Source organism: Marinobacter excellens LAMA 842, assembly GCF_001574445.1.
GTDB classification, from domain to species: Bacteria; Pseudomonadota; Gammaproteobacteria; order Pseudomonadales; family Oleiphilaceae; genus Marinobacter; species Marinobacter shengliensis.
In genome coordinates this window covers 88,783-95,708 of record NZ_LOCO01000015.1, presented here as the reverse complement: position 1 = coordinate 95,708, position 6,926 = coordinate 88,783, and the positions used below count along the sequence as shown (strand labels likewise).

The window sequence follows — 6,926 nt, the reverse complement described above, 5'->3', positions numbered from 1 at the left end:
AATCTGTTCGTAGAGGGTGCATTGATCCAATGTCGGCCACCATCCATCGGGTTAATCGGATGGGCTAACATTGACCAAAAACGGCAGGGAAATAAAGGGTTACCCACTAAAAGAAGTGAAGACCCATATCCATACATGCAAAGAGAGAGTTCAGGATATGGATATCCGCATCCCTATTTCACCGCAATCTACCCGCTTTCTTGATCAACTCAGGAACTTTATCCGGCTACGGGGCCTAGCCTATAAAACCGAGATAACCTACGTTTTCTGGGTTAAACGCTTTATCCGGTTCCATGGCCGAAAACACCCGAGAGCGATGGGCACTGAGGAGGTAGAGGCATTTTTGTCACATCTGGTACTGCAGGCAAATGTCAGCGTGGCTACCCAGCGAGTCGCACTGAATGCCCTGATCTTCCTGTACCGGGAGTTTCTGGGTACACCCTTGGAAGAGCTTCAGTATGAGGCAGCCAGAAAACCCAAGAAGCTGCCCGTTGTCTTCAGTCCAGATGAGGCCCGGCGGGTCATTGCCAACTTGGAAGGCGAGTATAAACTGATCGCCATGCTACTTTACGGTTCTGGTTTACGGATAAGTGAAGCGCTTCGGCTACGGATCAAAGATATCGATTTCGGGATGCAGCAGTTAATTATCCGCGAAGGCAAAGGCGGTAAAGACAGGATCACACTGCTTCCAGACCGGCTGATTGAGCCTCTCCAGAAGCAGATCCACTCAGCCCGGTTGCAGCACAAGGTGGATATCGCCCGTGGCTGTGGTTCGGTGTATATGCCGGCTGGCCTGGCCAGAAAATATCCCAGTGCCAGTCAGGAACCAGACTGGCAGTATGTATTTCCGGCACCGGATCTTTCTATTGATCCGCGTTCTGGAATACGGCGGCGCCACCACATGCTGGACCGAACGGTACAGAAGCACTTCAAGATTGCCATTCGCGCGGCGGGCATTCACAAGCCCGCCGGGAGCCACACCTTCAGGCACAGTTTTGCTACTCGGCTTCTGGAAGCAGGCTACGATTTACGCACTATCCAGAAGCTACTCGGCCATTCCGATGTCCGTACCACCGAAATCTACACCCATGTTGTCCGTAAAGGCGGCTTTGGTGTGCGCAGCCCGGTGGACGAGGCCTTTTAATAAAGCTCGTCTGTTCTGGCGGCCATAATGAAATCATTTTTGTGCAAACCGCCGATTTTGTGAGTCCACCAGCGCACGGTGGCTTTGCCCCACTCCAGCAGAATCGCGGGGTGGTGGTTTTCGGCTTCGGCCAGGTCCGCCACTTTGTTGGTGAAGGCTTGCGCTTCCACGAAGTTCTTGAAGGTGAAGACCCTGCGTAGCTGTTCCTCGCCGTCTACCATCACATCTTCCCAGTCTGGGATCACGCTCAGCAGTTCCTGCTTCTCCTGGCCGGTCACTTTCGGTGCGTCTGAACGGCAGGCTTCACAGGCGTGTTGGCTCAGTTTTGTCATGGCTGTTTCTCCTCTCCTGGTTACTGTGTCCAGCGTGGGTGGCGTGAGCGGTTTTATCAAGTGGGTAGTTGAAATTCCGCCCCCACAATAATACTGTATATATAAACAGTGTTCAGAGATTTCCCCATGAGTGACCTTCTCAGCAGTCTTCTGCAGGATGCCCGCGTATGGCAGGGCCACAAGCACAGAAAAACTACGCAGCCAGCAGAGCCGACAGGCTATCAGGTTCTGGACAATCAACTGGGTGGCCTTGGTTGGCCCCGGGGCGCGTTGAGCGAATGCCTGCTGGATGCCCTCGGCATTGGTGAGTTGCACCTTGTTTTGCCATTAATGCAGCGCTTGTCTGAGCAGGGCAAGACCGTTTTCTGGCTGAACCCGCCGCACACGCCCTATGCCCCTGCCCTGGCCCGGGAAGGCGTGAATCTGGACCATCTGGTGGTGATCAACACAGACGATCAGGGCGATTTCCTGTGGACACTTGAGAACTGCCTTCGCTCACCGGTAACCGGGCTGGTGCTCGCCTGGCCTGGCAAGCTTGCCAGCCGGGATATCCGGCGGCTACAGCTGGCATCAGAAGCCGGCGGCAATGTGTGTGTGCTGTTCCGTAGCCGCCGGCAGGCGGATCAAAACTCACCTGCGGCTTTGCGCCTGGAACTGGTGCCAGGGGATCATCAGGACCTCAAAGTAAACATCATCAAGCGCCGTGGCAGCTGGCCTGGCCAACGTTGTTCCCTGGCGTTAGGGCACCGGGCAGACATCACCACTCAGGATTCATCCCGTGTGGTTCAGGGGCCGTGGCCCCGTTCACAAGGGTAAGCTGTATGCTCTGGCTTTACCTGCACTTCCCGCATTTGCTGCTGGACCACATCCACCGGAATCAGCCATCCACAGGAGCCCTGGCGATTGTGGATGGCGCCGGGCATACCGTGGTTCAGGCCTGCCCAAACGCCAGGGATTTTGGTATTGAAGCCGGTATGCGCCTGAAGACTGCCCTGGGCCTGGCACCAGAACTGAGCATCATGCGTACCGAAGCCAGGCAGGAAGCCTGGCTGTTGGAAGACCAGGCGCGCTGGCTATACCGCTATGCAGCACACATTACCCTCTCACCGCCAGACGGTATCTGGGCAGAAGTCAGCAGCCTGCAGAAACTGTATGGCGGTTTGCCTTCTATCTGGCAAACCGTGGAGCAGGCGCTGGCCGAACGTAAACTGACCGCCTGGGTCGCCATTGGCCATACGCCCCAGGCCGCACAGTTACTGGCCCGGGCCGGCAAAGGGGAATACACGGCAGACAAACACCACATTCTTGCATCGGTGGGAAGCCTGCCCTTGCCGGCCGCAGGGTTTGATGAAAAGTCCTGCACCCGCTTACAACGCCTGGGGCTGAACACCCTGGCAGAGGTGTTTGCCCTGCCCCCCACAGAGCTGGCCCGGCGACTGTCACCAGAACTGCTGGCCATGGTCCAGAAAATCCAGGGCACCCGGCCAGACCCAAAAGCCCCCTGGCAACCACCCCACAGTTTCCGGCAAAAAGCCGACTTCATTCACGAAGTGGAGCACACCGAGGGGCTGCTGTTCTCACTACAGCGGATTCTGTCAGAACTGGAGGAAGACCTGTGCTGGCGCCAGCAAGACACGGATACCCTGTTACTGATTCTGCAGCACCGGCATCAGCAAGCCACCCGTTTACGCATTCGCACTACCGGGCCGGAACACCGGGCCGAGATGTTTCTGAAACTGATACGCCTGAAGCTGGACCAACCCCCCTTGAGCGCACCGGTCACCGGCCTGATTCTGGCAGTCAAACGCTTCACCGGCCGGGAAGCCCCGTTAGGCCGGGATCTGTTGGGCGAAACGGAAGACCTGGACGAAGCCTGGCACACGCTGATCAGCCGCCTGCAGGCACGCCTGGGCGAACAGTCCCTGAAACGGCTTGCGGCCAGGGCTGATCACCGGCCCGAGTGTGCCTGGTCTGCCAGCAATCCGGGCAAACCCGGTAAACCCCGGCCACAGGCTTCAGTGACCCTGCCCCGGCGCCCCTTGTGGCTCCTGAAGGCTCCCCGGCCTCTGGCTCAGCCCCCGGAGACCTGGCATTCCGGCCCGGAGCGCATCAGCGGTGGCTGGTGGGATGGCCAGCGGGTTCACCGGGATTACTACATCGCCCAGTTGCCGGGCGGCGAACTGGCCTGGGTGTTCCGGGACGTTCAGGGTGGCTGGTTCATACACGGATGGTTTGGCTGATGACTACCGGCTACGCAGAGTTGTTCTGCTTCAGCAATTTCACTTTTCTGACCGGGGCTTCACACCCCCACGAGCTGGCCGAACGTGCCCTGGAACTGGGCTACAACGCTATCGCCATCACCGATGCCTGCTCCGTTGCCGGCATTCCCAGAGCCTGGGCCGCCCTGAAAGACAGCCCGGTAAAGCTGATTACCGGCAGCTGGTTTGAACTGGAGGATGCTCCGGCCGGTGCGGCCATGCCCCGCTTCATCCTGCTGGCCCAGTCCCGCAAGGGCTACGGCCAGCTGTGCCAGTTGATCACCATCGGCCGGCGCCGGGCAGAAAAAGGCCAATATCAGCTGTTTACCAGAGATATCGAAACCCACGAGCTGGATAACTGCCTCTGCCTGTGGTTACCACCGGCATCGTCGGCTGCCAGCTACGAGCAAGCCGAGGCTTGTGGTGAATGGTTGCAACGTTTGTTTGAACAACGCCTGCGCATTGCCGCTACCCGCACCCTGGAAGCGGGCGAAGAGCAACAGCTGGCTCGCGTACGTAAGCTGGCCGAGCAGTTTAAGCTTGCCATTGCCGCAACCGGCGAAGTACACATGCACGCCAGGGAGCGCCAGCCCCTGCAAGATGTACTCACTGCCCTGCGCCATCACTCCACGGTCGAAAACGCCGGCCACTGCCTGTTCCAGAACGGCGAGCGTTACCTGCGGCCGCTCCCGGTACTGCAACGCCTGTTCCCCCAGGCCTGGCTTCAGGAAACCGTCAACATTGCCAACAGCTGCCGTTTCGAGCCCGGCAGCCTGCGCTATGAATACCCGCCTGACCTTGTACCGAAGGGCGAAACCCCGGCGGCCTACCTCCAACGCCTGACCCGGGACGGCGAACGCCGCCGCTACCCCGAGGGCACGCCTATGAAGGTGCAGGCATTAATCCGCAAAGAGCTGGGTCTGATCTCGGAGCTCAACTATGAGCATTACTTCCTCACCATCCACGACATCGTGGCCTTTGCTCGCAGCCGCGGTATCTTGTGCCAGGGGCGAGGATCGGCCGCCAACTCGGCCGTCTGTTACTGCCTGGGCATCACCGAAGTGAACCCCGCCAAGGTGGAGCTGCTGTTCGAACGTTTCATCTCGAAAGACCGGGACGAGCCACCGGACATCGATGTGGATTTTGAGCACCAACGGCGGGAAGAAGTCATCCAGTACATCTATCAACGTTATGGCCGGGAACGGGCGGCCCTGGCGGCAACGGTTATCCGCTACCGCCCCCGAAGCGCCATCCGCGATGTCGGCAAGGCGCTGGGATTCGATACAGCTCTGGTAGAAAAACTGCTCGATGGCATCGACTGGCGCGACAAGGCCACCAACTGGCGGCAGCAGATTCTGGATAAAGGGCTCACCCGAAACCCGAAAGTAGCAGAGCAGTTCTTTACCCTGGTCAACACGATACTGGGTTTCCCCCGGCACCTGTCCCAGCATGTGGGAGGGTTTGTGATCAGTGCCGGACCATTGGCTGAACTGGTGCCGGTAGAAAACGCCGCCATGGAAGGTCGTACCGTGATCCAATGGGACAAAGACGACCTGGAAAGCCTGGGATTGATGAAGGTGGATGTACTGGCCCTGGGCATGCTCACCGCCATCCGCAAGGCGCTGGAATTGATCAGCGAGGAAAAGGGCCAAACCTTCACCATTCAGGATGTGCCCCAGGAAGATCCGGCCACCTACGCCATGCTACAAAAAGGCGACAGCATCGGCGTGTTCCAGGTGGAATCCCGGGCCCAGATCAACATGCTCCCGCGTCTGAAACCGGAAACCTGGTATGACCTGGTGATTGAAGTGGCCATCGTCCGCCCCGGCCCTATTCAGGGCGACATGGTGCACCCTTACCTGCGCCGAAAACACGGCCTGGAAGCGGTGGACTACCCGAACGACGCCGTCCGCCAGGTACTGGAACGTACCCTGGGTGTGCCGATCTTCCAGGAACAGGTCATCAAACTGGCCATGGTGGCGGCAGGCTTCAGTGCCGGCGAAGCCGATAAACTGCGCCGCGCCATGGCCGCCTGGAAATCCCACGGCGACCTCACCCCGTTCCGGGACAAACTGATCAGCGGCATGCTGGAACGGGGCCACGATCCGGACTTCGCCGAACGCTTATACCAGCAAATCTGCGGTTTCGGCGGCTACGGCTTCCCGGAATCCCACGCCGCCAGCTTCGCCTTGCTGGTGTACGTCTCCGCCTGGATCAAACGCCACCACCCGGCCGCCTTCTACTGCGCCCTACTCAACAGCCAGCCCATGGGGTTCTACTCCCCCAGCCAGTTGGTACAGGATGCCCAGCGCCACCAGGTAACCGTGCTGCCACCGGATGTGAACCACAGCGCTTGGGAACACACCCTGCAAGGCAAGGAAAAACACCTGCGCCTCGGCCTCAGAATCATACAGGGCCTGTCCTCCAGCGGTGCCGAACGCATTCACCAGAACCGCCCCGCAAACGGCTACCAAAGCGCCACCGAACTGCGCACCCGCGCGGGCCTCAACCAACGCGACATGGAACTCCTCGCCGGCGCCAACGCCATGCCCGGCTTCACCAGCAACCGCCACCAGGCTTACTGGCAGTTACTCGAACACGAAGAACCGGCAGAACTCTTCGCCAACGAAACCATGGCCGATTACACCCCGGAGCCCTGCCACCTGCTCCCCGAACCCACCGAAGGCCAGAACGTACTGGCCGACTACAGCAGCCAGGGCTTAACCCTACAAAGGCACCCCCTCGCCCTGCTCCGCGAACAAGGCCACCTGCGCTACTGCCTCACCGCCGACCAACTCAGAACCACCCGCCCCGGCATCCCCGTACAAGTCGCCGGCCTCGTCACCGGCCGCCAACGCCCCGGCACCGCCTCTGGCGTCACCTTCGTCACCCTCGAAGACGAAACCGGCAACATCAATGTCGTCGTCTGGCTAGACACCGCCCGCCGCCAACGAAAACCGTTACTCACCGCCCGGTTGTTACACGTAAAGGGGATTATCGAAAAGGAGGGAGATATCGTTCATATCATGGCCGGAAAGCTGTCTGACCTGAGCCATCTGATTAACGCGTTACCGGTCAGTTCCAGAGATTTTCACTGAACAGCTGGGAACGACCACCACAATGCAAACTTTCCCGCACTCTTAAGGCTGACAACTCGGAGCCCAAGCGCCACATGGATGTGCCGAAGGAGCG

General features: G+C 59.3%; 5 protein-coding genes. 4 read left to right on the top strand and 1 reads right to left on the bottom strand.

Annotated features, from left to right (window positions below; genetic code table 11):
- Positions 1 to 157 precede the first annotated feature (157 nt).
- Entirely contained in the window at positions 158 to 1,144 is a 987-nt protein-coding gene (locus J122_RS13215; protein ID WP_061332709.1) for an integron integrase, read from the top strand.
- Here J122_RS13215 and J122_RS13210 read toward each other — a convergent pair.
- The gene (locus J122_RS13210; protein ID WP_061332708.1) at positions 1,141 to 1,476 is read right to left on the bottom strand and encodes a 4a-hydroxytetrahydrobiopterin dehydratase; all 336 of its coding nucleotides are present in this window, start codon (positions 1,474 to 1,476) and stop codon (positions 1,141 to 1,143) included. The genes J122_RS13215 and J122_RS13210 overlap by 4 nt on opposite strands.
- 126 nt (positions 1,477 to 1,602) lie before the next feature.
- Here J122_RS13210 and imuA point away from each other — a divergent pair, with 126 nt between their 5' ends.
- From imuA to J122_RS13195, 3 genes are read left to right on the top strand one after another with little or no spacing between them, the layout of a single operon-like run.
- On the top strand, positions 1,603 to 2,292 hold the full coding sequence (gene imuA / locus J122_RS13205) for a translesion DNA synthesis-associated protein ImuA (protein ID WP_061332707.1): 690 nt from the start codon (positions 1,603 to 1,605) through the stop codon (positions 2,290 to 2,292).
- A 5-nt stretch (positions 2,293 to 2,297) separates the two neighbouring features.
- A complete protein-coding gene (locus J122_RS13200) occupies positions 2,298 to 3,716 on the top strand; it encodes a Y-family DNA polymerase (RefSeq protein ID WP_061332706.1) in 1,419 nt (472 codons plus the stop codon).
- Positions 3,716 to 6,832, top strand: coding sequence for an error-prone DNA polymerase (locus J122_RS13195; RefSeq protein WP_082780593.1), 3,117 nt, complete (start codon positions 3,716 to 3,718; stop codon positions 6,830 to 6,832). The genes J122_RS13200 and J122_RS13195 overlap by 1 nt, the downstream gene beginning before the upstream one ends.
- Positions 6,833 to 6,926: the final 94 nt, after the last annotated feature.

Excerpts from the sequence above, each read along its gene's own strand:
- J122_RS13200 (WP_061332706.1), top strand. The coding sequence starts at position 2,298 with ATGCTCTGGCTTTACCTGCACTTCCCGCATTTGCTGCTGGACCACATC.
- J122_RS13215 (WP_061332709.1), top strand. The coding sequence starts at position 158 with ATGGATATCCGCATCCCTATTTCACCGCAATCTACCCGCTTTCTTGAT.
- J122_RS13210 (WP_061332708.1), bottom strand. The coding sequence starts at position 1,476 with ATGACAAAACTGAGCCAACACGCCTGTGAAGCCTGCCGTTCAGACGCA.
- imuA (WP_061332707.1), top strand. The coding sequence starts at position 1,603 with ATGAGTGACCTTCTCAGCAGTCTTCTGCAGGATGCCCGCGTATGGCAG.
- J122_RS13195 (WP_082780593.1), top strand. The coding sequence starts at position 3,716 with ATGACTACCGGCTACGCAGAGTTGTTCTGCTTCAGCAATTTCACTTTT.